Source organism: Streptomyces sp. NPDC042336 (assembly GCF_055581985.1).
This window is the reverse complement of sequence record NZ_JBVJEA010000011.1, coordinates 295,598-318,001: the sequence shown is the minus strand read 5'-3', so window position 1 is coordinate 318,001 and position 22,404 is coordinate 295,598. Positions and strand designations below refer to the sequence as shown.

26 protein-coding genes are annotated in these 22,404 nt (G+C 70.1%); 4 read left to right on the top strand and 22 right to left on the bottom strand.

What is annotated here, in order from left to right:
- Positions 1–240: 240 nt before the first annotated feature.
- Complete coding sequence (locus tag ACZ6IM_RS24890; RefSeq protein WP_469559127.1) at positions 241–849, bottom strand: helix-turn-helix domain-containing protein; 609 nt, start codon at positions 847–849, stop codon at positions 241–243.
- Between the two features lie 96 nt (positions 850–945).
- Between ACZ6IM_RS24890 and ACZ6IM_RS24885 the strand changes: the two genes are divergently transcribed.
- Entirely contained in the window at positions 946–2,403 is a 1,458-nt protein-coding gene (locus tag ACZ6IM_RS24885) for an NAD(P)H-hydrate dehydratase (RefSeq protein ID WP_469559124.1), read from the top strand.
- 96 nt (positions 2,404–2,499) lie between these two features.
- Here the strand turns inward: ACZ6IM_RS24885 and glmS are convergent, their stop codons facing one another.
- Both glmS and ACZ6IM_RS24875 read right to left on the bottom strand, forming a co-directional pair.
- Positions 2,500–4,347: a glutamine--fructose-6-phosphate transaminase (isomerizing) gene (gene glmS / locus ACZ6IM_RS24880; RefSeq protein WP_052839837.1), complete on the bottom strand. Its 1,848-nt coding sequence runs from the start codon at positions 4,345–4,347 to the stop codon at positions 2,500–2,502.
- Between the two features lie 111 nt (positions 4,348–4,458).
- Entirely contained in the window at positions 4,459–5,265 is an 807-nt protein-coding gene (locus ACZ6IM_RS24875) for a hypothetical protein (RefSeq protein WP_469559121.1), read from the bottom strand.
- 237 nt (positions 5,266–5,502) lie between these two features.
- Here ACZ6IM_RS24875 and coaA point away from each other — a divergent pair, with 237 nt between their 5' ends.
- Entirely contained in the window at positions 5,503–6,492 is a 990-nt protein-coding gene (coaA, locus tag ACZ6IM_RS24870; protein ID WP_052839839.1) for a type I pantothenate kinase, read from the top strand.
- A gap of 44 nt (positions 6,493–6,536) precedes the next feature.
- Positions 6,537–7,478, top strand: a complete 942-nt coding sequence (locus ACZ6IM_RS24865) for a DUF389 domain-containing protein (protein ID WP_052839840.1) — start codon at positions 6,537–6,539, stop codon at positions 7,476–7,478.
- Positions 7,479–7,563: 85 nt separating this feature from the next.
- Here ACZ6IM_RS24865 and glmM read toward each other — a convergent pair whose 3' ends face one another.
- The 4 genes from glmM to ACZ6IM_RS24845 form a co-directional block, all read right to left on the bottom strand.
- Entirely contained in the window at positions 7,564–8,922 is a 1,359-nt protein-coding gene (gene glmM / locus ACZ6IM_RS24860; protein WP_052839841.1) for a phosphoglucosamine mutase, read from the bottom strand.
- Between the two features lie 214 nt (positions 8,923–9,136).
- Positions 9,137–9,649, bottom strand: coding sequence for a 30S ribosomal protein S9 (gene rpsI / locus ACZ6IM_RS24855; protein WP_052839842.1), 513 nt, complete (start codon positions 9,647–9,649; stop codon positions 9,137–9,139).
- 42 nt (positions 9,650–9,691) lie between these two features.
- A complete protein-coding gene (gene rplM / locus ACZ6IM_RS24850) occupies positions 9,692–10,135 on the bottom strand; it encodes a 50S ribosomal protein L13 (protein ID WP_031041507.1) in 444 nt (147 codons plus the stop codon).
- Positions 10,136–10,343: 208 nt separating this feature from the next.
- The gene (locus tag ACZ6IM_RS24845) at positions 10,344–11,549 is read right to left on the bottom strand and encodes a glycosyltransferase family 87 protein (RefSeq protein WP_469559112.1); all 1,206 of its coding nucleotides are present in this window, start codon (positions 11,547–11,549) and stop codon (positions 10,344–10,346) included.
- A gap of 74 nt (positions 11,550–11,623) precedes the next feature.
- Between ACZ6IM_RS24845 and ACZ6IM_RS24840 the strand changes: the two genes are divergently transcribed.
- Positions 11,624–12,529, top strand: a complete 906-nt coding sequence (locus ACZ6IM_RS24840) for a hypothetical protein (RefSeq protein WP_052839844.1) — start codon at positions 11,624–11,626, stop codon at positions 12,527–12,529.
- 19 nt (positions 12,530–12,548) lie between these two features.
- Here the strand turns inward: ACZ6IM_RS24840 and truA are convergent, their stop codons facing one another.
- The 15 genes from truA to rplF form a co-directional block, all read right to left on the bottom strand.
- Positions 12,549–13,403, bottom strand: a complete 855-nt coding sequence (gene truA, locus ACZ6IM_RS24835; protein WP_052839845.1) for a tRNA pseudouridine(38-40) synthase TruA — start codon at positions 13,401–13,403, stop codon at positions 12,549–12,551.
- Between the two features lie 139 nt (positions 13,404–13,542).
- Positions 13,543–14,043 carry a 50S ribosomal protein L17 gene (gene rplQ / locus ACZ6IM_RS24830; protein ID WP_052839846.1) on the bottom strand — a complete coding sequence of 167 codons (501 nt, stop codon included), beginning with the start codon at positions 14,041–14,043 and terminating at the stop codon, positions 13,543–13,545.
- Between the two features lie 161 nt (positions 14,044–14,204).
- Positions 14,205–15,227, bottom strand: a complete 1,023-nt coding sequence (locus ACZ6IM_RS24825; RefSeq protein ID WP_003966937.1) for a DNA-directed RNA polymerase subunit alpha — start codon at positions 15,225–15,227, stop codon at positions 14,205–14,207.
- Between the two features lie 139 nt (positions 15,228–15,366).
- Positions 15,367–15,771, bottom strand: coding sequence for a 30S ribosomal protein S11 (gene rpsK / locus ACZ6IM_RS24820; RefSeq protein WP_003948617.1), 405 nt, complete (start codon positions 15,769–15,771; stop codon positions 15,367–15,369).
- A gap of 67 nt (positions 15,772–15,838) precedes the next feature.
- The gene (gene rpsM, locus ACZ6IM_RS24815; protein WP_003974244.1) at positions 15,839–16,219 is read right to left on the bottom strand and encodes a 30S ribosomal protein S13; all 381 of its coding nucleotides are present in this window, start codon (positions 16,217–16,219) and stop codon (positions 15,839–15,841) included.
- Between the two features lie 188 nt (positions 16,220–16,407).
- A complete protein-coding gene (rpmJ, locus tag ACZ6IM_RS24810) occupies positions 16,408–16,521 on the bottom strand; it encodes a 50S ribosomal protein L36 (protein WP_003974245.1) in 114 nt (37 codons plus the stop codon).
- A 68-nt stretch (positions 16,522–16,589) separates the two neighbouring features.
- Complete coding sequence (infA, locus tag ACZ6IM_RS24805; RefSeq protein WP_003948620.1) at positions 16,590–16,811, bottom strand: translation initiation factor IF-1; 222 nt, start codon at positions 16,809–16,811, stop codon at positions 16,590–16,592.
- A 162-nt stretch (positions 16,812–16,973) separates the two neighbouring features.
- Positions 16,974–17,810: a type I methionyl aminopeptidase gene (gene map / locus ACZ6IM_RS24800; protein ID WP_052839847.1), complete on the bottom strand. Its 837-nt coding sequence runs from the start codon at positions 17,808–17,810 to the stop codon at positions 16,974–16,976.
- A 149-nt stretch (positions 17,811–17,959) separates the two neighbouring features.
- On the bottom strand, positions 17,960–18,613 hold the full coding sequence (locus tag ACZ6IM_RS24795) for an adenylate kinase (protein ID WP_003974247.1): 654 nt from the start codon (positions 18,611–18,613) through the stop codon (positions 17,960–17,962).
- On the bottom strand, positions 18,613–19,926 hold the full coding sequence (secY, locus tag ACZ6IM_RS24790; protein WP_052839848.1) for a preprotein translocase subunit SecY: 1,314 nt from the start codon (positions 19,924–19,926) through the stop codon (positions 18,613–18,615). The genes ACZ6IM_RS24795 and secY overlap by 1 nt, the downstream gene beginning before the upstream one ends.
- A 256-nt stretch (positions 19,927–20,182) precedes the next feature.
- Positions 20,183–20,638 carry a 50S ribosomal protein L15 gene (rplO, locus tag ACZ6IM_RS24785; RefSeq protein ID WP_023547373.1) on the bottom strand — a complete coding sequence of 152 codons (456 nt, stop codon included), beginning with the start codon at positions 20,636–20,638 and terminating at the stop codon, positions 20,183–20,185.
- Positions 20,639–20,640: 2 nt separating this feature from the next.
- Positions 20,641–20,823, bottom strand: coding sequence for a 50S ribosomal protein L30 (rpmD, locus tag ACZ6IM_RS24780; RefSeq protein ID WP_003974250.1), 183 nt, complete (start codon positions 20,821–20,823; stop codon positions 20,641–20,643).
- Positions 20,824–20,825: 2 nt separating this feature from the next.
- The gene (rpsE, locus tag ACZ6IM_RS24775; RefSeq protein WP_003974251.1) at positions 20,826–21,431 is read right to left on the bottom strand and encodes a 30S ribosomal protein S5; all 606 of its coding nucleotides are present in this window, start codon (positions 21,429–21,431) and stop codon (positions 20,826–20,828) included.
- A 43-nt stretch (positions 21,432–21,474) separates the two neighbouring features.
- Entirely contained in the window at positions 21,475–21,858 is a 384-nt protein-coding gene (gene rplR, locus ACZ6IM_RS24770; RefSeq protein ID WP_052839849.1) for a 50S ribosomal protein L18, read from the bottom strand.
- 3 nt (positions 21,859–21,861) lie between these two features.
- The gene (gene rplF / locus ACZ6IM_RS24765) at positions 21,862–22,401 is read right to left on the bottom strand and encodes a 50S ribosomal protein L6 (protein WP_030145478.1); all 540 of its coding nucleotides are present in this window, start codon (positions 22,399–22,401) and stop codon (positions 21,862–21,864) included.
- Between the last annotated feature and the right edge of the window lie 3 nt (positions 22,402–22,404).

The window sequence follows — 22,404 nt, the reverse complement described above, 5'->3', positions numbered from 1 at the left end:
GGTGCTGGACCGGTGCCTGCACCACCTGCGGACGGCCCCTACCCAACCCACAAAGCCGCCGCAGACAGCCCAGAACCTAACGAAGCACTACTAGGGCCCGTCCGGCGGATCAACTCGCGGAAGGGGCACGGCACCTCGCCGACGCGATCGTGCCCCCGCGCGGGCCCGGTCGGGAGGGGAAGTTGCGGAGCCGCGCGTGCGGCATGAACGGCCGTACGGTCTCCGGGTCCCGGTGGCCGGTCAGTCGCCGGTCGGGCGGACCCGGATGTGCATGCGTTCGCCCTGGGCGCCGTACAGGGCGATCCACTCGACGGACCGGTCCCCGGCGTTGGCGATGCCGTGCGGTACGCGGGTGTCGAACTCCGCCGTCTCGCCGGGCGTCAGGATCAGGTCGTGCTCGCCGAGGGCGAGGAGCAGACGGCCGGAGAGGACGTAGAGCCACTCGTGGCCCTCGTGCGACCCCTGCTCGGGGCGTGGCGTCCACTCGGTCCGCGGGGTGGCCGGGGCGGGCAGGATCTGCTTGTAGGCGTGCAGGCCGTCGTTCGGGTTCCGGGTGAGCGGGACCCAGGTCTGTCCGTGCCGGGTGAAGGGGCGGGGGTGGACGCGGGGGTCGCCGGTGCGCGAGCCGACGAGTTCGTCCAGGGGCAGCCGGTGCGCGCGGGCCAGCGGCAGCAGGTGCCGCAGCCCCGGCTCGCGCTGCCCCGACTCCAGCCGGGACAGGGTGCTCACGGAGACGCCGGTGACGGCGGCGAGCTGGGCCAGTGTGAGCCCGCGGGCCTGCCGGATGGCACGCAGACGCGCCCCGAGCGAGGTCATCACCTGTGCCGTCTCGTCGTCGTCGCCGCTCATGGGACAACTGTCCCCCATCCGACCTCCCGGAGGACCGGGGGACCGGGGGGCCGGCGGGCCGTGCGTGTTCCCGGCGTAGGGGGAAGACTCGACGGCATGCGGACTGCGTACAGCGTGGAAACGGTCAGGAACGCCGAACGGGAGCTGATGGCCCGGCTGCCCGAGGGGGCGCTGATGCAACGGGCCGCGGCCGGGCTGGCCGCCGCCTGCGCCCAGGTGCTGGCACGGGTGGCCGGACGGGTCTACGGCAGCCGGGTGGTGCTGCTGGTCGGCAGTGGCGACAACGGCGGCGACGCCCTGTACGCGGGCGCGCGGCTGGCCCGGCGGGGCGCGGGCGTGACGGCGGTGCTGCTCGCGCCGGACCGGGCGCACGGCGGCGGGCTGGCGGCGCTGCGGCGGGCCGGGGGGCGGGTCGCGCAGGGCGGGGCTTCAGGTGCCGCCGGGGAGGCGATCGCACGCGCCGACCTGGTCCTGGACGGCATCGTCGGGATCGGCGGCAAGGGCGGGCTGCGGGAGGCCGCGGTGCCGCTGGCGGACGCGGCCGCGCGGTCCCGGGCCGTCGTCGTCGCGGTCGACCTGCCCAGCGGGGTCGACGCGGACACGGGCCAAGTGCGCGGGGACGCGGTCCGCGCCGACCTGACGGTGACGTTCGGGACGCACAAGCCGGGGCTGCTGATCGATCCGGCGCGGGAGTACGCCGGTGCCGTGCGGCTGGTGGACATCGGCCTGCCGCTGCCCGGCGAGGCGGCCGAGCTGGAGGCGTTGCAGCACGCGGACGTGGCACGCCTGCTGCCGGTCCCGGCGGCCGAGAGCGACAAGTACCGGCGCGGGGTCGTGGGCATCGCCGCCGGGTCGGCCCGCTACCCCGGCGCGGCCGTGCTCGCCGTCGCGGGCGCGCTGCGGGGCGGGGCCGGGGCGGTGCGGCACATCGGCCCGGCCGGGGACGCGGTGATCGCCCGCTTCCCGGAGACGCTCGTGTCCGACCAGGGGCCGAAGCGGGCGGGGCGGGTGCAGGCGTGGGTGGTCGGGCCGGGCGCCGGTGACGACGCGGCGACGGTGGCGGAAGTGCTGGCGGCCGAGGTGCCGGTACTGATCGACGCGGACGGCCTGCGGCTGGCCGACGCGGACGCGGTACGGGCGCGCACGGCACCGACGCTGATGACCCCGCACGCCGGGGAGGCGGCGGCGCTGCTCGGGGTGGGCCGGGAGGAGGTCGAGGGCGCCCGGCTGGCCTCGGTGCGCGAACTGGCGGCGCGGTACGGGGCGACGGTGCTGCTGAAGGGCTCGACGACCCTGGTCGCCGGTGCCGATGGCGGCCCCGTCCGGGTCAACGCGACGGGGACCTCGTGGCTCGCCACGGCCGGCAGCGGGGACGTGCTGTCCGGCCTGGCGGGGTCACTGCTCGCGGCGGGCCTGTCGGCGGTGGACGCGGGGAGCGTGGGCGCCTACCTGCACGGCCTGGCGGGGCGCTTCGCGACGGAGGGCGCACCGGCGGGGGCCCACGACGTGGCGGAGGCGGTCCCGCGGGCCTGGCGGGACGTGCGCGAGGGCTGAACCGCCCCGGGGCCGAGTCCGGTTTCCCCGGCCGGTCCGGCACCGGCCGCCGGGGAACCGAACCACCGGCCGCCGGTGAACCGAACCATCGCGGACCTACTCCACCGTCACCGACTTCGCCAGGTTCCGCGGCTGGTCCACCTCGTTGCCGCGGGCCGTCGCCAGTTCGCAGGCGAAGACCTGCAACGGCACCGTCGCCACCAGGGGTTGCAGCAGGGTCGGGGTGGCCGGGATCCGGACGAGGTGGTCGGCGTAGGGGACGACCGCCTCGTCGCCCTCCTCGGCGATGACGATGGTGCGGGCGCCGCGGGCGCGGATCTCCTGGATGTTGGACACGATCTTGCCGTGCAGGATCGACCGGCCACGCGGGGACGGCACCACGACGACGACCGGCAGGCCCTCCTCGATCAGCGCGATCGGCCCGTGCTTCAGCTCGCCCGCCGCGAAGCCCTCGGCGTGCATGTACGCCAACTCCTTGAGCTTGAGGGCGCCTTCGAGGGCGACGGGGTGGCCGACGTGCCGGCCGAGGAAGAGCACCGTGTTCTTGTGGGCGAGCGAGCGGGCCAGTTCGCGCACCGGGTCCATCGTCCCCAGGACCCGTTCGACCGCGCCGGAGATGCCGGACAGGTCGCGGACGACGTCGCCGATCTCGTCGCCGTACTTCGTGCCGCGCACCTGGCCCAGGTACAGGGCGACCAGGTAGCAGGCCACGAGCTGGGTGAGGAAGGCCTTGGTGGAGGCGACGGCGACCTCGGGGCCCGCGTGCGTGTAGAGCACGGCGTCGGACTCGCGGGGGATCGTCGAGCCGTTGGTGTTGCAGATGGCGAGGACCCTGGCGCCCTGTTCGCGGGCGTGGCGCAGGGCCATGAGGGTGTCCATGGTCTCGCCGGACTGGGAGATCGCGACCACCAGGGTCCGCTGGTCGAGGATCGGGTCCCGGTAGCGGAACTCGCTGGCCAGCTCCACCTCGCAGGGGATCCGCGTCCAGTGCTCGATGGCGTACTTGGCGATCAGCCCGGCGTGGAAGGCCGTACCGCAGGCGATGACGACGACCTTGTCGACCTCCCGGAGCACCCCCTGCGGGATGCGCACCTCGTCCAGGCTCAGCGTGCCGGAGCCGTCGACACGGCCGAGGAGGGTGTCGGCGACGGCCTTCGGCTGCTCGGCGATCTCCTTGAGCATGAAGGAGGCGTAACCGGCCTTCTCCGCGGCCGAGGCGTCCCAGTCGACGTGGTAGGAGCGGACGTCCGCCGGGGTGCCGTCGAAGCCGGTGACGGTGACCCCGTCCCGGCGCAGCTCGACGACCTGGTCCTGGCCCAGCTCGACGGCGTCCCGGGTGTGGGCGATGAAGGCCGCGACGTCCGAGGCGAGGAAGTACTCGCCCTCCCCCACGCCCACCACGAGCGGCGAGTTGCGGCGCGCGCCCACCACCACGTCCGGCGCGTCCGCGTGCACCGCGACCAGGGTGAACGCGCCCTCCAGCCGCCGGCACACCAGCCGCATCGCCTCGGCGAGGTCGGCGCAGGCCGAGTACTCCTCGGCGAGCAGGTGGGCGACGACCTCGGTGTCGGTCTCGGAGGGCAGTTCGTGGCCGCGCTCCGCCAGCTCGGCCCGCAGCGGCGCGAAGTTCTCGATGATGCCGTTGTGGACCACGGCCACCCGGCCCGCGTTGTCGAGGTGCGGGTGGGCGTTGGCGTCGGTGGGTCCGCCATGGGTGGCCCAGCGGGTGTGGCCGATGCCGGTGGCGGCGGACGGCAGCGGGTGTTCGGACAGTTCCTTGTCGAGGTTGACGAGCTTGCCGGCCCGCTTGGCGGTGGCCAGGCCGCCGTCGGAGAGCACGGCGACACCCGCCGAGTCGTAGCCCCGGTATTCGAGCCGCTTCAGTCCGGCCATCACGACATCGAGTGCCGACTGAGGCCCTACGTATCCCACGATTCCGCACATAAGCGGCAGCCTACGAGCAGGATCGCCCACCCGGCGGCCGAAAAGCGGGCTCGCTGTGCCCGAAATCGGAAATTCCCACCCGGGTACGAACGGCGTCCGCGCGCCGGGGCGTCAGCCGAGCTTGGCGACCTGCGCGTCGACGACCTCGGCGGGGACCTGGAATTCCGCGCCGGTCATCATCGAGGACAGGTTGACGGCGCTGAAGGTGGCGAGGGTGGCGCCCTTGCGGACCGCGACGAGCTTCATGAGCCCACTGCCGTCCCCGCCGGTGGCCACACCGATGTTGACGGTGAGCCCTTCGTCACCGGCCTTGAGGCGACCCGAGCCGCTCACCTCGGTGACCCGCATCCTGTCGCTGCCCACGGTGGCGTCGAAGCCGCCCGCGCACTTCTCGACGGCCGCCTTCAGACCCGCCATCGCCTGCTCGGCGCCGCCGTCCGCGTAGGAGGCGACGTTCAGCATGATCTTGTTCACGTCGACGTCGGTCATGTCCTGGCCGTCCGGGCCCTTGCTCTGGGAGGGCGACTCCGACTGGCCCTGCCAGGAGCGCTGCACGTCCGCCGCCGGCTCGCCCTGGGCCACCGCGCCCTGGGCGTGGACGAGCGGCAGACAGGACTTGTCGTCCACCGAGATCTGGTCCTTGGCCACCCGGTCGTCCGCCGACAGTTCGGTGGCGACCTCGCCGTTCTTGACGTCGGCCTGGGCGAGGACGACCTTCTCCAGCTCGGCGGCGGTCAGCGCCTTGCCCGCCGGCGCGGACGCTCCGGCACCCTCCGCCGGGGCGGACCGCTCCGCCTTCGCCTTGTCGTCGCCGGCCGCGCCGTCGTCGTCCGACGACCCGCCGCAGGCGGTGACGAGCAGGGCCAGGGCGGCGGCGGAGGCCGCGAGGGCGGTACGGCGGACAGCGGTCGAACTCACGTCGGCACTCTTTCGTCGGGATACGGGTGGGACCGAAGGGTCAGGTGATGTCGAATCGCGCCGGATTCTGTCGAGTCCCGTCAGGATGGAGGTGTGAATCCGGTCGACTTTGCCCGCACCTTACCTACGGCAATCGCACGTACGATCGAAACCGGCCACCCGAGACCCGACCGTGATCTCGCCGGAGCGTGACACACCCCACCTGCCGCCCCGTTCGTACTCCGTTAACAATGGACTGTGATCTCTCCGGTCCCCTCGATCCCCCGGAGCGCCCACCGGTCCCGGCCGGAGGCGACTCCCTACGTCGACCTCACCCGCCCCGAGTGGAGCGCGCTGCGCGACAAGACGCCGCTGCCGCTGACCGCCGAGGAGGTCGAGAAGCTGCGCGGCCTCGGCGATGTCATCGACCTCGACGAGGTGCGGGACATCTACCTTCCGCTGTCCCGGCTCCTCAACCTCTACGTCGGCGCGACCGACGGACTGCGCGGCGCGCTGAACACCTTCCTCGGCGAGCAGGGCTCCCAGTCCGGCACCCCCTTCGTCATAGGGGTCGCCGGCTCGGTCGCGGTCGGCAAGTCCACCGTCGCCCGCCTGCTCCAGGCGCTGCTCTCCCGCTGGCCCGAGCACCCGCGCGTGGAGCTGGTCACCACCGACGGCTTCCTGCTGCCGACGCGGGAGCTGGAGGCGCGGGGCCTGATGTCGCGGAAAGGTTTCCCCGAGTCGTACGACCGCCGGGCGCTGACCCGGTTCGTCGCCGACATCAAGGCGGGCAAGGCTGAGGTGACCGCCCCGGTGTACTCCCACCTGATCTACGACATCGTCCCGGACCAGCGGCTCGTCGTCCGCCGCCCCGACATCCTGATCGTCGAGGGCCTCAACGTGCTCCAGCCCGCGCTGCCCGGCAAGGACGGCCGCACCAGGGTCGGCCTCGCCGACTACTTCGACTTCAGCGTGTACGTCGACGCGCGCACCGAGGACATCGAGCACTGGTACCTCAACCGCTTCCGCAAGCTGCGCGAGACCGCCTTCCAGAACCCGTCCTCGTACTTCCGCAAGTACACGCAGGTGTCGGAGGAGGAGGCCCTCGACTACGCCCGCACCATGTGGCGCACCATCAACAAGCCGAACCTGGTGGAGAACGTGGCGCCCACCCGCGGCCGGGCCACCCTCATCCTGCGCAAGGGCCCCGACCACAAGGTGCAGCGGCTGAGCCTGCGCAAGCTGTGAGGCGGGCGGCGCGCGCGGGACGGCCGACGCGATAGAAATACCGGATGCTGCATCTGCGCCTGATCACTCCGGCCGACCGCACCGACGAGGTGGTCCGCCTGATCGACCGTACGGTCGGCACCACCCATCTCGTCGTCCTGCCGGGCGCCGCCCGCGAACCCGAGGGCGACGTCGTCATGTGCGACGTGGCCCGTGAGGCCGGTGACGAACTCATCAACGGTCTGCGGGCGTTGGGCATCGACAGCTGCGGCGCCATCACCGCCGAGAACATCGACCTGTCGCTGTCCGACCGCGCCGACCAGGCGGAACGGGACGCGCCCGGCGAGGCCGCCGACGCGGTGCTGTGGGAGCAACTGGAGGAGGCGACGCACGAGGAGTCGACGCTCTCCATCACCTACGTCGCCTTCATCACGCTGGCCACGATGATCGCGGCCTGCGGTGTCGTCCTCGACAACGCGATCCTGATCGTGGGCGCGATGGCGGTCGGCCCGGAGTTCGGCCCCCTCGCCGGCATCTGCACGGCGATCGTCCAGCGGGCCCCGCGGCTCGCCCTGCGCTCGGCGATCGCCCTGCTGGTGGGCTTCGCCGTGGCGATGGCGGTGACGGTGGGCTTCAGCTGGATCATGGACGCCCTCGACCTGTTCAGCGAGGGCAAGCTGGAGGGCGACCGCCCCAACACCGGCTTCGTCTACGCCCCCGACGCCTTCTCCTTCGTGGTGGCGGTCCTCGCCGGCGTCGCGGGCACGCTGTCCCTCACCTCGGCGAAGTCCGGCGCCCTGGTGGGCGTCGCCATCTCGGTCACCACGGTCCCGGCGGCCGCGAACGCCGCCGTCGCCCTGAGCTTCGGCGACACCAACCAGACGGTGGGCTCCACCGAACAGCTCCTGCTCAACCTGGCAGGCATCGTGGTCGCCGGAACCCTGACACTGCTGACCCAGAAGGCTCTGTGGTCGACTCAACGAGGCCGGATGAGCAAGTCCGCCTAGGGGCGCGGGGAACTGCGCGACAGGCCACGACGCATCCCGCAGCCCGCATCACACAGACCCCCCACCCCGAACCCGGCGTCGAAAACTAGCCGAGCGCGGACTTCACCACATCGGCCAACCGCCCCGCCACGGACCGGGCCTGCTCGATGTCCGCGGCCTCCACCATCACCCGCACCAGCGGCTCGGTCCCGGAGGATCGCAGCAGCACCCGCCCGGTGCTCCCCAGCTCCCGCTCCGCCTCGGACACCGCCGCGGCCAGCTCGGCAGAGGTACTCACCCGCGACTTGTCCACGTCCGGCACATTCACCAGCACCTGCGGCAGCCGCTCCATCACGGAGGCGAGGTCCCGCAGCGTACGCCCGGTCTGCGCGACCCGCGCCGCCAGCATCAGGCCGGTCAGCGTGCCGTCACCCGTCGTGGCGTGGTCGAGGATGATGACGTGGCCGGACTGCTCGCCGCCGAGGGCGTAGCCGTGCTCCTTCATCGCCTCCAGCACGTACCGGTCGCCGACCCCGGTCTGCACGAACTGGATGCCCTCGCGCTCCATGGCGAGCTTGAAGCCCAGGTTGGACATCACCGTCGCGACGACGGTGTCCGAGCGCAGCGCCTCCCGCTCCCGCATCGCGAGCGCGAGCACGGCGAGGATCTGGTCGCCGTCGACCTCCGCACCGGTGTGGTCCACGGCCAGGCAGCGGTCGGCGTCGCCGTCGTGGGCGATGCCGAGGTCGGCGCCGTGCTCGACGACGGCGGCCTTGAGCAGGTCGAGGTGGGTGGAACCGCAGCCGTCGTTGATGTTGAGGCCGTCGGGCACCGCGCCGATGGTGACCAGTTCGGCCCCGGCCCGCGCGAAGGCCTCCGGCGAGACCCGGGAGGCGGCGCCGTGCGCCTCGTCGAGGACGATCTTCAGTCCGTCGAGGCGGTTGGGGAGCACGCCGACGAGGTGGGCGACGTACTGGTCGAGCCCCTCGTCGTAGTCCCGGACGCGGCCGACGCCGGCGCCGGTCGGACGGTCCCAGGGGGCGCCGGTGCGGTGCTCGGCGTAGACGGACTCGATGCGGTCCTCCAGCTCGTCGGCGAGCTTGTGGCCGCCGCGGGCGAAGAACTTGATGCCGTTGTCGGGCATGGCGTTGTGACTGGCGGACAGCATCACGCCGAGGTCGGCGCCGAGCGCGCCGGTGAGATGGGCCACCGCGGGCGTCGGCAGCACACCGACCCGGAGCACGTCCACCCCGGCGCTGGCCAGGCCCGCGACCACCGCGGCCTCCAGGAACTCCCCGGAGGCGCGTGGGTCCCGGCCGACCACCGCGGTCGCCCGGTGCCCCGCGAAGGTGCCCGCCTCGGCCAGTACGTGCGCCGCGGCGACGGAGAGGCCCAGTGCCAGCTCGGCCGTCAGATCCGCGTTGGCGACACCGCGCACGCCGTCCGTGCCGAAGAGTCGTCCCACTTGTCCTCCTGAGGAAACGTCAGTTCGGAAGCGGCTGCCGATGAGTGCGGCCCACGCAGTCGGCTCCCGAAGGCCCGGGCGCACAACGCCCGACCAACGATCACATAAGCCTTAGAACGTCTTGTGCCGTTATACGCCCAACGGCAGGGATAAACGAATGCCCCGGCAGCACAGTGGCGTGCCGCCGGGGCGTTCGGAGTACAGGCAGCGAAGCTTAGCGCTTGCTGTACTGCGGGGCCTTGCGGGCCTTCTTCAGACCGGCCTTCTTCCGCTCGACCGCGCGGTCGTCGCGGCGCAGGAAGCCGGCCTTCTTGAGCGCGCCGCGGTTGTTGTCCACGTCGGCCTCGTTCAGGGCGCGGGCGACACCGAGACGGAGCGCACCGGCCTGGCCGGAGACGCCACCACCCGCGATGCGGGCGATGATGTCGTAACGGCCCTCGAGCTCGAGCACCTTGAAGGGCTCGTTGACTTCCTGCTGGTGCACCTTGTTCGGGAAGTAGTCCTCGAGGGTGCGACCGTTGATCTTCCACTTGCCGGTGCCCGGGACGATCCGGACACGGGCGATGGCGTTCTTGCGACGGCCCAGGCCGGCGGCCGGCTGGGGCTCGCCGAAGGCGGAGGCCATGGACTCCGAGGTGTACTCGCCCTCGACGGGCACCTCGGACTCGGTGGTGTAGCTGTCGATGTCGATCTCTTCGAGCGGCTGCTCGGCAGTGGTCTCGGCCACGATGCTCCTCAGATTCTCTTCAGTCTTAGGGGGTGGCCGGACTTACTGCGCGACCTGGGTGATCTCGAACGGCTGCGGCTGCTGCGCGCCGTGCGGGTGCTGGTCACCCTTGTAGACCTTCAGCTTCGAGAGCATCTGACGGCCCAGGGAGTTCTTCGGGAGCATGCCCTTGACGGCCTTCTCGATGGCCTTCTCCGGGTTCTTGTCCAGAAGCTCGTCGTAGCGGACCGAGCGCAGACCGCCCGGGTAGCCGGAGTGGCGGTACGCCATCTTCTGGGTCCGCTTGTTGCCGGAGAGGTGCACCTTGTCGGCGTTGATGATGATGACGAAGTCACCGGTGTCGACGTGGGGCGCGTAGATCGGCTTGTGCTTGCCGCGCAGGATGGAGGCCGTGGTGGAGGCCAGACGCCCCAGGACGACGTCCTGAGCGTCGATGACGTGCCACTGGCGCGTCACATCGCCGGGCTTGGGGCTGTACGTACGCACGGTTCGTAGCCTTCGCTTCTTCAGTGAGTGGTCCTGACATTGGTCACCGAAGACGATCACGACAGCCCTGACCGCACTGCGGTGACGCATACCGCGTGCAGGTCGCTGGTCATCGGTCCCGGTGGACCGGTGTAAGGGCCCCTCACGTGAGAATGAGCAAGCCAATACACATACGACTGTGCAGAATACCCGGGCCCCGGCGGCCGGGTCAAAACGGGGCCGCGGGGGCCCGCTCCCGCTCCGGCGCACGCCCCCGGGGCACCCGGTCGTCCGCGCCCGCCGGACCGGTCCGGGCCTGCCGGGCGACCGTGACCGCCAGCACGCACAGCGTGAACGCGTCCCGGAAGGCCCGCCGCCGCTCCCCCTCCAGCCAGGGCCAGGTCAGACCGGGTGCCTGGGGCACCAGGGCGATCCAGAACCACACCCCGCGGGCCACCGATCCGGTGTACGGCAGCCCGGCGAGCAGCAGCGGCAGGGCGACCAGGAGGTAGTGGTCGTAGGACGGCCGGGAGACGAGGAACGCCGAGAGCATCAGGCCCGCTCCGGTCTCCGCGAGCCGCAGCGGGCCGGGGTCGGCGCGGCGCCAGCGCCGGTAGGCGCAGAGCACCCCGGCGCAGGCCGCCGCCACCGCGAGCCCCTGCGCGAGCGCCGGTGGCACCCCGAGCCGGGGCAGTACGGCAGCCGGGGATGCCTCGTAGAGCCGGACGAAGCCGTCGTCGCCGTGCAGCAGGAAGGGCAGGGTGCGGGTGAAGAAGCCCGCCGGGTCGGGCATCGCCAGGGCCGCCGCGGCGGACGCCAGCGCCGGCACCAGGACGGCCGCGGCCAGCGCCCGCCACCGGCCGGCGAAGAGGAAGAGCAGGACGACGGGTGCGAGCAGCGGCTTGAGCGCCACGGCCGCCCCGATGACCACGCCCGCCCCCGTCCAGCGCCCCCGGCTCGCCAGCAGCAGGGCCAGCGGCAGGGCCACCGCCGCCGTCACCGTCCAGTTGCCGAGCCGCACCAGGTGCCCGAAGGGCGCGAAGCCCAGCGCGAGACCGGTCAGCCCGAGGACCGCGAGCCGGCTGCCCAGCGGCACCCGGTGCAGGCGCAGCGCGCAGGCCCAGGCCAGGGTGAGCAGCACGGTCACCGCGCAGGGCACCAGCACCCGCAGTACGGCGCCCGGCAGCAGCGCCTGCGGCACCGCGGCCAGGACGGCGCTCGGCAGGTAGAGGAAGTGCGGGTCGTCGTAGGGGGAGCCGCCGGCCAGCCAGGTGCGGGCGGCCCGCACGACGATCGCGTTGTCCATCCCGCCGTCCGGGGTCGTGCGCGCCGCGTGCACGGCGGACGCCGCCAGCACCGTCACGAGCACCGCCCACGGATGCCTTCCCACCGGTCGCACCAACCACCCGGAGATGTCGCTTTTGCCCGTCCGCATGAACGGAACGCTAGGCCCTGCGGCCCCCAAGTCCCCGCACCAGCACGCCCCTCGGCCCGTCTAAGATGCGCCCCATGAGCTTTGGGCAGGGGGGACCTCAGTCGCAGTGGGATCCCTGGACACCGCAATCGCAGCAGCCGCAGTCTCAGCAGTCGCAGCAGCCCTGGAACAGCGGGAACAGTGACGACACCCCGGACTGGGCCGCGCTCGCCGAGGCCTCCGAGGCCCGTGCCAAGCGGCGCCGGCTGTTCCTCATCGGTGGCGGGGCGCTGGCCACGGTGGCGATAGCCAGTGCCGTAGCGGTGGCCGTGGTCTCGGCGAACGGCTCGGACCAGGCGTCCGACGGCCCCTCCTCGCAGCTCCCGTCGACGGCGGACATACCCAGCGCGACGGCCACCGAGCCTTCCTTCGCCCCGACCAGTGCCCCGCCGCCGCTGGACCCGAAGGACTTCGTCTCCAGCGTCAAGAAGGACAAGGCCCCGCTCAGCCCGGACCTGCTCTTCCCCGGGACCCAGCTGACCATGGGCGACACGGTCTACAAGAAGGGCCCGACGGCCGACACCCGCACCTGCGGCTCCGCCGCGCAGGGCACCCTGCCGAAGGTCCTCGACACCAACGAGTGCACCCGCCTGATCCGCGTCACCTACACCCAGGGCGACACCGCAGTGACCGTCGGCGTGGCCGTCTTCGACACCGAGGCGCAGGCGGCGAAGGCGAAGAAGGACGCCGACAAGAAGAGCATCGTCCGCTCCCTGTCCGGCGGCGGCGTCAAGTCCTTCTGCACCGGCGCCGTCTGCCGCTCCACCACCAACTCCTACGGCCGGTACGCCTACTTCACCGTCGCCGGCTTCACGAACGGCAAGGACGTCACGGAGAAGTCCACCGGCGTGTTCCGGGCCGGTGACGACCTGGCCGAGTTCGCCTTCCGGCAGATCCGCCGGCGCGGTGAGGCCCAGGCATCGGCGGCGGCGGAGAGCTGAGCGCCCACCGCTCCCCCGCTCAGCAGCAGCCGGCTCCCGGCAGCGACCGCTTGTTGCGCGCCTCCTTGTTCCGGGCGGCCAGCAGCTCGTCGGCCGGGTAGCCGACCTCCTCCAGCGTCAGCCCGTGCGGCCGTACGACGTGCACCGCCGAGTCCCGTACGCCCGCGGCCAGCACCTTCGCCGGCCAGTCGGGCCCGCGGTGGCCGTCGCCGACGAACAGCAGCGCCCCGATCAGCGAGCGCACCATGTTGTGGCAGAAGGCGTCGGCCCGCACGGTGGCGGTGACGATCCCGTCCTCGCCCCGCAGGAGACTCAGCTCCTGCAGCGTCCGGATGGTGGTCGCGCCCTCCCGCTTCTTGCAGTAGGCGGCGAAGTCGTGCTCGCCCAGCAGGCCCCGGGCGGCCTCGTTCATGGCGTCCACGTCGAGCGGCCAGTCGTGCCACAGGACGTGTCCGCGCAGCAGCGGGTCGACGCCGCCGGGGTTGTCGGTGACCCGGTAGGCGTAGCGCCGCCAGACCGCCGAGAACCGCGCGTTGAAGCCGCTCGGCGCCTCGCGCAGGGCCCAGACCCGCACGTCCCTCGGCAGCCGCCCCGCGAGCCTCTTGAGGAGCTTCACGTGGTGCTCGGCCCACACCTCGCGCGGCAGGTCGACATGGGCGACCTGCCCCCGAGCGTGCACCCCGGCGTCGGTCCGCCCCGCCACGGTCAGCTCGTACGTCTCCCGCGACCGGGTGACCGTACGCAGCGCGTCCTCGATCTCCCCCTGCACGGTCCGCCGCCCCCCGGCCTGCTTGGCCCACCCGGAGAACTCGCTCCCGTCGTACGAGAGATCCAGCCGCACCCGCACGAACCCGGCCTCAACTTCGTCACTCACCCAGAGATCCTCTCACCAACACGAAAGCGGGCCCGCCCTTGAAAAGGACGGACCCGCAAACGCCGTTAAGGGGCGCGGGGAACTGCGCGACAAGCCACCACGAACCCGCGGCCGCCGACGCACAGCCCCCGGCAGACGCTTACGCGTCCTTGGACTCCTCGGCCGGAGCCTCGTCGGCCTTGGCCGTGTCGACCTTGGCCTCGGCAGCCTCGGTGCCCTCGGCGTCCTTGGCCGCACGCTTCGTCGCGGCCTCGGCCTCGCCGGTGGCCTGCTGCGCCACGGTCAGCGCCTCGACCAGCTCGATGACGGCCATGGGCGCGTTGTCACCACGGCGGTTGCCGATCTTGGTGATCCGCGTGTAGCCACCGGGACGGTTCTCGTAGCGCGGGCCGATCTCGGTGAAGAGCGTGTGGACGACGCTCTTGTCCGTGATCACCTGGAGCACCTGACGGCGGTTGTGAAGGTCGCCCTTCTTCGCCTTGGTGACCAGACGCTCGGCGTACGGACGCAGCTTGCGCGCCTTCGCCTCGGTGGTGGTGATCCGGCCGTGCTCGAAGAGGCTCTTCGCCAGGTTGGCGAGGAGCAGCTTCTCGTGCGCGGCACTGCCGCCCAGACGGGCACCCTTGGTGGGCTTCGGCATGGTGTTTCTCCTAGGTGTCTGCCCCGGCCGTATCAGGTACCGGAGTCAGTATCCGAGCAGGCGGTCGCCTGTCGGAGACCCCGCGCCCCAAAGGGGCGCGGGGAACTGCGCGACCAGCCACAGCGGGCCGGCAGCCAAAACGAACCGTCGAACCCGAGCGCTCAGTACTGCTCGGTCTCCACGAAACCGGCGTCCGCGTCGTCGTCGGCGCCGAAGGCGTCGGCGGCAGCGGTCGGGTCGAACCCGGGAGGCGAGTCCTTCAGCGCGAGACCCATACCGGCGAGCTTCGCCTTGACCTCGTCGATGGACTTCGCACCGAAGTTGCGGATGTCCAGGAGGTCGGCCTCGGAGCGGGCGACCAGCTCACCCACGGAGTGGATGCCCTCGCGCTTGAGGCAGTTGTACGACCGAACGGTGAGCTCCAGCTCCTCGATCGGCAGCGCCAGATCGGCGGCGAGCGCGGCGTCCGTCGGGGACGGACCCATGTCGATGCCCTCGGCGTCGATGTTCAGCTCGCGGGCGAGACCGAACAGCTCGACCAGGGTCTTGCCGGCGGACGCCATGGCGTCACGCGGACGCATGGCCTGCTTGGTCTCGACGTCGACGATCAGCTTGTCGAAGTCGGTGCGCTGCTCGACACGCGTGGCCTCGACCTTGTACGTGACCTTCAGGACCGGCGAGTAGATCGAGTCGACCGGGATGCGGCCGATCTCCTGGCCCACCTGCTTGTTCTGCACGGCGGAGACGTAGCCGCGACCGCGCTCGACGGTCAGCTCCATCTCCAGCTTGCCCTTGCCGTTGAGCGTGGCGAGGACGAGGTCGGGGTTGTGCACCTCGACACCGGCCGGGGGCGCGATGTCGGCGGCGGTGACCAGACCCGGACCCTGCTTGCGCAGGTACATCACGACGGGCTCGTCGTGCTCCGAGGAGACGACCAGCTGCTTGATGTTGAGGATCAGGTCGGTGACGTCCTCCTTGACGCCCGGCACGGTGGTGAACTCGTGCAGGACACCGTCGATGCGGATGCTGGTGACAGCAGCGCCGGGGATCGACGAGAGGAGGGTGCGGCGCAGGGAGTTACCGAGGGTGTAGCCGAAGCCCGGCTCCAGCGGCTCGATGACGAACCGGGAGCGGAACTCGTCGACGACCTCTTCGGTCAACGAGGGACGCTGAGCGATCAGCATGTGGTGATCCTTCAGTCAGGGGCGCCCGCTATTTGACGCCCGACTAGTACTGCAAGGGTACGGGCGGCACGACCCGAAGGAGCCGTACCGCCCGCAAAACCCTGGTGAAGCGTTGAAGCGATGTCGCCGTGAGGCGAGATCAGACGCGACGACGCTTCGGCGGACGGCAGCCGTTGTGCGGGGTGGGCGTGACGTCCTGGATGGAGCCGACCTCGAGACCGGTCGCCTGGAGCGAACGGATGGCGGTCTCACGACCCGAACCCGGGCCCTTGACGAACACGTCGACCTTGCGCATGCCGTGCTCCTGCGCGCGACGGGCAGCCGACTCGGCGGCCATCTGCGCGGCGAACGGCGTGGACTTCCGGGAGCCCTTGAAGCCGACGTGGCCGGCGGAGGCCCAGGAGATCACGTTGCCGGTCGGGTCCGTGATGGACACGATCGTGTTGTTGAACGTGCTCTTGATGTGCGCGTGGCCGTGAGCGACGTTCTTCTTTTCCTTGCGGCGCACCTTCTTGGCAGCGCCCTGACGTCCCTTGGGGGGCATGTCGTTCTCCTACGGGAGGTGGTCGGTCCTACAGCGAAGACCGCTGGACGGCGAAGTCCGCTGCGGACTACTTCTTGCCCGGCTTCTTCTTGCCGGCGATGGCGCGACGCGGGCCCTTGCGGGTGCGAGCGTTGGTGCTGGTGCGCTGACCGCGGACGGGCAGACCGCGACGGTGGCGCAGACCCTGGTAGGTGCCGATCTCGACCTTGCGGCGGATGTCGGCCTGCACCTCGCGACGGAGGTCACCCTCGGTCTTGATGTTGTTGTCGACGTACTCGCGGATCGCGACGAGCTGCTCCTCGGAGAGGTCCCGAACACGGGTGTTCGGGTCCACGCCGGTGGCGGCGAGCGTCTGCTGCGAGAGCGTCCGGCCGATGCCGAACACATAGGTGAGGGCGATCTCCACGCGCTTTTCGCGCGGGATGTCAACACCGGAAACGCGTGCCATTCAATGGCTCCAGTTGATTGTCGGAGGTCTTCCACAGAACCGGCGCCCAGCCGCCGTACCAGGTACGAACTGGGTCCCCGGCCTCCGAACCGGGGGTGTCGGGCGATGGCTCGCCCGGGTTCTGCGTATGAACATATTCAGCTCGCGTCGCGCGAAGTCATGCGAATCGCGGAGGGAACGGTCAGGCTTCAGCCCTGGCGCTGCTTGTGGCGCGGGTTGTCGCAGATGACCATGACCCGACCGTGACGGCGGATCACCCTGCACTTGTCGCAGATCTTCTTGACGCTCGGCTTGACCTTCATGGGTGTGAGGTTCTCCGGGTCAGTTGCCGGCGGCCCCGCGCGCGGAGCGCACGGGACGTGGGCAAGATCTACTTGTACCGGTAGACGATCCGGCCACGCGTCAGGTCGTACGGAGACAGCTCCACCACGACCCGGTCGTCAGGGAGGATGCGGATGTAGTGCATACGCATCTTGCCGCTGATGTGTGCCAGGACCTGGTGGCCGTTCTGGAGCTCGACCTTGAACATGGCGTTCGGAAGAGACTCGACGACAGTGCCCTCGATCTCGATGGCACCTTGCTTCTTGGCCACGCTTCGCCCTTCGAATCGACTACCTTGATCGGCTCCTGCGCTTCCTCGTGCCTCACGGATGCGATCTGTGAGGACATGCGTATGCACGAGAGCCGACGAGTCAGTCTACGTCAGCAAACCCGGAAAGGCGAAACGAGGAAGTCTGCCCCGGTAGTGAGATCGTTATGCAAGGGGGTCGGGCGCCGCCGTGATCCCCAGCTCCGCCAGCTTCGCCTTGCCGCCGTCGGGCGCCGTCAGGACCAGCGGGCCCTGTTCCGTCAGGGCCACCGAGTGCTCCCAGTGGGAGGACCAGGTGCCGTCCGTGGTGATGACCGTCCACTCGTCCGACAGGACCTCGGTGCGGGGGGTGCCGAGCGAGACCATGGGCTCGATGGCGAGGCAGAAGCCGGGGACGAGCTTCGGGCCCTTGCCGCGGCGCCGGTCGACGTAGTTCAGCAGATGCGGGTCCATGTGCATCTCGGTGCCGATGCCGTGGCCGCCGTAGTCCTCGATGATCCCGTACTTGCCGCCGCCGGGCTTGGGCTGGCGGCGGATGTAGGTCTCGATGGCGCGGGAGACGTCCACCAGGCGGTTGCCCTGCTTCATGGCCGCGATGCCCGCCCACATGGACTCCTCGGTCACCCGGGACAGCTCGACCAGCTCCGGGGAGTGACCGGAGCCGACGAAGGCCGTGTAGGCGGCGTCGCCGTGCCAGCCGTCGATGATCGCGCCGCAGTCGATGGAGATGACGTCGCCGTCCTTGAGGACCACGTCGTCGGACGGGATGCCGTGGACGACGACCTCGTTCACCGAGGTGCAGATGGTGGCGGGGAAGCCGCCGTACCCGAGGAAGTTCGGCTTGGCGTCATGCTCCGCGAGGACCTTGCGGGCGACCTGGTCCAGGTCCCTGGTCGTCGCGCCGGGCACGGCGGCCTCGCGCGTGGCCGCGTGGATGGCGGCGACGACCAGCCCCGCTTCGCGCATCTTGGCGATCTGCTCGGGGTTCTTGATCTGCACCATGGGGGCTGCGGCCTTTCTGGACGGGACCGGGAGGGGAACAAGGGGCCGGGGCGGGAACCGCTTCCCACGATACGGGGCGGAGCCACCCCACCCCACAGCACAGCCGCGGCCCCCTGAGCGAGGGACCGCGGCTGCAGCCGGGCGGAGTACTACTGGTCGCGCTTGAGCGCCTCCAGCGCACGGCGGGTGACCTCGTCCACGGGGCCCGTCGCCGCGATGGTGGCGACCAGGCCCTGCGACTTGTAGTAGTCGATGATCGGCTCGGTCTGCGTGTGGTAGACCTCCAGCCGCTTGCGGACCGTCTCCTCGGAGTCGTCGTCCCGCTGGTACAGCTCGCCGCCGCAGACGTCGCAGACGCCTTCCTTCTTCGGCGGCGTGTACGTCACGTGGAAGACGTGGGCCGAGTCGTTGCGGCAGACGCGCCGGCCGGCGATCCGCTTGACGACCTCGTCCTCCGGGGCCTCCAGGTCCAGCACGGCGTCGAGCTTCATGTCCTCGGTCTCGAGCAGCTCGTCCAGCGCCTCGGCCTGGGAGACGTTGCGCGGGAAGCCGTCCAGCAGGAAGCCGCCCTCGGCGTCGGGCTGCTCCATGCGGTCCTTCGCCATGGCGATGGTGACCTCGTCCGGCACGAGATTGCCGGCGTCCATGTAGGACTTCGCGAGCTTGCCCAGTTCGGTCTGCTGGCTGATGTTCGCGCGGAACAGGTCGCCCGTGGAGATGTGCGGAATGTGCAGCGTCTCGGCAAGGCGGGTGGCCTGCGTTCCCTTTCCGGCACCCGGAGGCCCGACGAGGACGATTCGCATCAGCGGAGGAACCCTTCGTAATTGCGCTGCTGGAGCTGGCTCTCGATCTGCTTCACCGTCTCGAGACCGACACCCACGATGATCAGGATGCTGGTGCCGCCGAACGGGAAGTTCTGGTTTGCCCCGAAACCAGCCAACGCCATTGTCGGGACGAGAGCGATCAGACCCAAGTACAGCGAACCCGGCCAGGTGATCCGGTTGAGTACGTAGCTCAGATACTCAGCGGTCGGTCGGCCAGCCCGGATGCCCGGGATGAAGCCACCATACTTCTTCATGTTGTCCGCGACTTCCTCGGGGTTGAACGAGATGGCCACGTAGAAGAAGGCGAAGAAGACGATCAGGAAGAAGTACAGGATGATGTGCGGCGTCGCCGCCGTGTCCGCGAGGTTCTTCGTGATCCAGGTGGCCCAGCCCGCCGTCGAGTTCGAGAACTGGACGATCAGTGCCGGGATGTAGAGCAGCGACGAGGCGAAGATGACGGGGATGACACCCGCCTGGTTCACCTTGAGCGGGATGTACGTCGAGGTACCGCCGTAGGACCGGCGGCCGATCATCCGCTTCGCGTACTGCACCGGGATGCGGCGCTGGGCCTGCTCCACGAAGACCACGAGGCCGACCATCACCAGTCCGACGAGGATGACCGTGCCGAACTCGATCCAGCCGTCGGCCAGCTCACCCTGCTTCTTGATGGCCCACAGGGCGGACGGGAAGGTCGCGGCGATCGAGATGAACATCAGGATCGACATGCCGTTGCCAATGCCGCGGTCGGTGATCAGCTCGCCGAGCCACATGACGACGCAGGTACCGGCGGTCATGCAGATCACCATGACGATGGTGGTGAAGATCGCCTGGTCGGGGACGATCTGACCGGCGACGGTGCAGCCGGAGAAGAGCGCGCCGCTGCGGGCGGTGGCCACCAGGCCGGTGCCCTGGAGGATGGCGAGCGCGACGGTCAGGTAGCGGGTGTACTGCGTGATCTTCGCCGTACCCGCCTGGCCCTCCTTCTTGAGGGCTTCCAGGCGCGGGATCACGACGGTCAGCAGCTGCAGAATGATGCTCGCCGTGATGTACGGCATGATGCCGAGCGCGAAGACCGTGATCTGCAGCAGGGCGCCACCGCTGAACATGTTGACCAGGCCGAAGAGGCCCTGGTTGCCGGACGCCTGGTCCACGCACTCCTGGACGTTCTTGTAGTCGACGCCTGGAATGGGGATGTGGGTACCGAGTCGGTACACCACGATGATGCCGAGCGTGAAGAGCAGCTTCTTGCGCAGGTCGGGCGTCTTGAACGCCCGGGCGAACGCGGTGAGCACGGTGCCTCCTGCGACCCCCGCGCTACTGCGTCAAGGGTGACGGTCTTGAGGTTCGACTGACGACTGATAAGTGGACGGCTAAGGGAGTAACGCTGAACCGCCGCCAAGAGTGCCTCATGTGACGCACCCGTGAAAGAGGGCAGCGCAGGCCACCTTACCGGCGGGAGCACTTCCCTTGGAACGACCAACCGGGGATACCCCTTTTGTGGGGCATCCCCGGTCGGGAGCGCTCAAGTCATCGAGACGCCTGAAGGGTTCAGACGAGCTCGGTGACGGTACCGCCGGCGGCGGTGATCTTCTCCTTGGCGGAGCCGGAGACGGCGTCGACCGTCACCTGCAGCGCCACGGAGATCTCGCCCTGGCCGAGGACCTTGACGAGGCTGTTCTTGCGAACGGCACCCTTGGCCACGAGGCCCTCGACGGTGACCTCGCCACCCTCGGGGTACAGCGCGGCCAGCTTGTCGAGGTTCACGACCTGGAACTCGGTCTTGAACGGGTTCTTGAAGCCCTTCAGCTTCGGAAGACGCATGTGGAGGGGCATCTGGCCACCCTCGAAGCGCTCCGGAACCTGGTAACGGGCCTTCGTACCCTTCGTACCACGACCGGCCGTCTTACCCTTCGACGCCTCACCACGACCCACACGGGTCTTGGCGGTCTTGGCGCCCGGGGCGGGACGGAGGTTGTGGATCTTGAGCGGGTTCTGCTCCGCCATGATCAGTCGACCTCCTCGACCGTCACGAGGTGGCGGACGGTGTGCACCATTCCGCGGAACTCGGGGCGGTCCTCCTTGACGACCTGCGTGTTGATCCCCTTGAGACCAAGGGAGCGCAGGGTGTCACGGTGGTTCTGCTTGCTGCCGATGTAGGACTTGACCTGCGTAATCTTGAGCTGCGCCATGATTACGCACCCGCCCCGGCACGCGCACGGAGAAGGGCCGCGGGGGCGACGTCCTCGAGCGGCAGACCACGGCGGGCCGCGATCTCCTCGGGACGCTGCAGGCCCTTGAGGGCCTCCACGGTCGCGTGCACGATGTTGATCTGGTTGTCGGAGCCGAGCGACTTCGACAGCACGTCGTGGATACCGGCGCACTCGAGCACGGCGCGCACCGGACCACCGGCGATAACGCCGGTACCGGGGGACGCGGGCTTGAGCAGCACGACGCCGGCAGCCTTCTCACCCTGGATGGGGTGCGGGATGGTGCCCTGGATGCGGGGGACCTTGAAGAAGTGCTTCTTGGCCTCCTCCACACCCTTGGCGATGGCGGCCGGCACCTCCTTGGCCTTGCCGTATCCGACACCCACGGTGCCGTCACCGTCGCCCACCACGACCAGCGCGGTGAAGCTGAAGCGACGACCACCCTTCACAACCTTGGCGACGCGGTTGATCGCGACTACGCGCTCAACGTAAGCGGTCTTCTCGGCGGCACCTGCGCCACCGTCACGGCCCTTCCGGTCCCGCCGCTCGCCGCCACCGGCACCGCTGCCGCGGCGCTGGGGTCCAGCCATTGGAATTACCTCTCTCTGTTTCCGCTAGCGATACGGAACCGGCTCAGAACTTCAGTCCGGCTTCGCGGGCGGCGTCCGCCAGGGCTGCGATGCGCCCGGCGTACTGGTTGCCACCACGGTCGAACACGACGGCCTCGATGCCGGCGGCCTTGGCACGCTCTGCGACCAGGGCGCCGACCTGCTTGGCCTGCGCGGACTTGTCGGCCTCGCCACCACGGATCGAGGTGTCCAGGGTGGACGCCGACGCAAGGGTGTGACCCTTGATGTCGTCGATCACCTGGGCCACGATGTGGCGGTTCGAGCGGGTAACGACCAGACGGGGACGCTCCGCCGTACCCGAGAGATTCTTGCGAATCCGGATGTGGCGGCGCTTGATCGCGGCGCGCTTGTAGGCGTCGCCCTTCAGGATCTTCTGTCCGTATGCCATGGCTTACTTACCCGCCTTTCCGACCTTGCGGCGGATGACTTCGCCCTCGTACTTGACGCCCTTGGCCTTGTACGGGTCGGGCTTGCGCAGCTTGCGGATGTTGGCCGCAACCTCGCCGACCTTCTGCTTGTCGATGCCCTCCACCGAGAAGTGGGTCGGGTTCTCCACCTTGAAGGTGATTCCCTCGGGGGCCTCGACGAGGATCGGGTGGCTGTAGCCGAGGGAGAACTCCAGGTTCGAACCCTTGGCGAGCACGCGGTAACCGACACCGCTGATCTCGAGCTTCTTCACGTAACCCTGGGTCACGCCGGTGATCATGTTCGCCACCAGCGTGCGGGACAGGCCGTGCAGGGCCTTGCTCTGACGCTCGTCGTTGGGGCGGGTGACGTTCAGCACGCCGTCCTCACCCTTGGCGATGTCGATCGGCGCCACGACGGTGTGAGTCAGCGTGCCCTTGGGGCCCTTGACCGAGACCGTACGGCCGTCGATGGTGACGTCCACGCCGGCGGGAACCGCGATGGGGAGCTTGCCGATGCGCGACATAGC

Bases quoted from the DNA above. Each gene is read 5' to 3' on its own strand.
- rpmJ (WP_003974245.1), bottom strand. From the start codon at position 16,521: ATGAAGGTCAAGCCGAGCGTCAAGAAGATCTGCGACAAGTGCAGGGTG.
- rplR (WP_052839849.1), bottom strand. From the start codon at position 21,858: ATGGCATACGGACAGAAGATCCTGAAGGGCGACGCCTACAAGCGCGCC.
- ACZ6IM_RS24885 (WP_469559124.1), top strand. From the start codon at position 946: ATGCGGACTGCGTACAGCGTGGAAACGGTCAGGAACGCCGAACGGGAG.
- rplF (WP_030145478.1), bottom strand. From the start codon at position 22,401: ATGTCGCGCATCGGCAAGCTCCCCATCGCGGTTCCCGCCGGCGTGGAC.
- rpmD (WP_003974250.1), bottom strand. From the start codon at position 20,823: ATGGCGCAGCTCAAGATTACGCAGGTCAAGTCCTACATCGGCAGCAAG.
- ACZ6IM_RS24795 (WP_003974247.1), bottom strand. From the start codon at position 18,613: ATGCGAATCGTCCTCGTCGGGCCTCCGGGTGCCGGAAAGGGAACGCAG.
- rpsK (WP_003948617.1), bottom strand. From the start codon at position 15,771: ATGCCCCCCAAGGGACGTCAGGGCGCTGCCAAGAAGGTGCGCCGCAAG.
- rpsE (WP_003974251.1), bottom strand. From the start codon at position 21,431: ATGGCTGGACCCCAGCGCCGCGGCAGCGGTGCCGGTGGCGGCGAGCGG.
- ACZ6IM_RS24840 (WP_052839844.1), top strand. From the start codon at position 11,624: ATGAGCTTTGGGCAGGGGGGACCTCAGTCGCAGTGGGATCCCTGGACA.
- rpsM (WP_003974244.1), bottom strand. From the start codon at position 16,219: ATGGCACGCGTTTCCGGTGTTGACATCCCGCGCGAAAAGCGCGTGGAG.
- ACZ6IM_RS24890 (WP_469559127.1), bottom strand. From the start codon at position 849: ATGAGCGGCGACGACGACGAGACGGCACAGGTGATGACCTCGCTCGGG.
- rplO (WP_023547373.1), bottom strand. From the start codon at position 20,638: ATGGCGGAGCAGAACCCGCTCAAGATCCACAACCTCCGTCCCGCCCCG.
- ACZ6IM_RS24825 (WP_003966937.1), bottom strand. From the start codon at position 15,227: ATGCTGATCGCTCAGCGTCCCTCGTTGACCGAAGAGGTCGTCGACGAG.
- rplQ (WP_052839846.1), bottom strand. From the start codon at position 14,043: ATGCCGAAGCCCACCAAGGGTGCCCGTCTGGGCGGCAGTGCCGCGCAC.
- ACZ6IM_RS24865 (WP_052839840.1), top strand. From the start codon at position 6,537: ATGCTGCATCTGCGCCTGATCACTCCGGCCGACCGCACCGACGAGGTG.
- ACZ6IM_RS24845 (WP_469559112.1), bottom strand. From the start codon at position 11,549: ATGCGGACGGGCAAAAGCGACATCTCCGGGTGGTTGGTGCGACCGGTG.
- glmS (WP_052839837.1), bottom strand. From the start codon at position 4,347: ATGTGCGGAATCGTGGGATACGTAGGGCCTCAGTCGGCACTCGATGTC.
- map (WP_052839847.1), bottom strand. From the start codon at position 17,810: ATGGTGCAGATCAAGAACCCCGAGCAGATCGCCAAGATGCGCGAAGCG.